We start from the raw sequence: 1,211 nt of genomic DNA on the forward strand, positions 1-1,211 counted from the left end.
CTTATGAGTGCAGGAATTGTAAAAAAGATCTCAGCAAAAATTCACAAATCAAACGAGGCAAAGCACCACAACCAGCGATTCAACGAAGTATTGCTGGACCAACGGTCTTGGCAAAAATCATCTACGATAAGTTTGTTCAATATTTACCTTTATATCGCCAGGTAAAGGAATGGAACCATTATGGTCTCCTTACAAACGATAAAAATTTATCGAACTGGGTGATTCGAATCGCGGAGGATTGGCTTCATCCAATCTACCATCGTATGAAAGAGCTCCTTATGAAAAAATCAATTCTTCATATTGATGAAACATACGCTCAAATACTCAACCGTTCGGATGGAAAGTCGGCTCAGTCTAATGCTTATAACTGGGTATTCCGAAGCGTTGCTTCTCAAGGGCCGACCATCGTCATGTTTCATAGTGCGTTATCGCGAAGTCGGGAAGTTTTAAAAGACTTCGTGGAAAAGTTCAAGGGAACCATCATTTGTGACGGATATTCTGCATACGCTGGTTTACCTAACGTCACATTCGCCAATTGTTGGGCACATGTGCGTAGAAAATGGCTAAAAGCCAACAGTAAAAACGCCGAAAAAGGTGTAGAATATTGTAATCGACTCTACGAATTGGAACGAAAGTTTAAGAAACTTTCACCAAGCAAACGTCGAAAAGCACGAAAAAAATATTCCAAACCGATTGTGGAAGAATTCTTACAATGGGTAGATGAATCTCCTTTTTACGGCAAAAGTGCCCTTGCGGAAGCGGCAAACTATACCTTGAAACATGCCGAAGGTCTAAAAGCATTTCTATATGACGGTCGAATTGCGATTGACAATAACCCAGCAGAAAATGCGATTCGTCCGAGTGTGATTGGTCGGAAGAACTGGCTTTTCTCTGTGAGTGAATTGGGAGCTGATGCCAATGCCGTTTGTTTGAGTTTAGCTGAAACGACAAAAGCTAATGGAATTGATTTCTATCAATACTTGGTCAAAGTATTGACAGAACTCCCAAACCTCCCAATCCATCAGCAACCAGAAATAATCGATCGCTACTTGCCTTGGTCTAAAAATATACGTGAATCATGTGCAATAGCAAAATAGCCCTCAATCTGAAAAAATTCAAGATTGTAGGGCTATTTGTCATGCGTACTAATAGGTACGCTTTTTTAATCCCTGTTTTAAGTTTTTCAATGCGTCATTTGAATTCGGGCTTAC

General features: G+C 40.2%; 1 protein-coding gene. It reads left to right on the forward strand.

Translation table 11 applies throughout. The features are described from left to right. Nucleotides 1-1,097 (forward strand): IS66 family transposase (gene tnpC, locus ACFPOH_RS10955; protein ID WP_390309660.1); only part of this gene is annotated, 1,097 nt, incomplete at its 5' end. Nucleotides 1,098-1,211: the final 114 nt, after the last annotated feature.

The organism is Ureibacillus suwonensis (genome assembly GCF_042655065.1).
GTDB classification, from domain to species: domain Bacteria; phylum Bacillota; class Bacilli; order Bacillales_A; family Planococcaceae; genus Ureibacillus; species Ureibacillus suwonensis.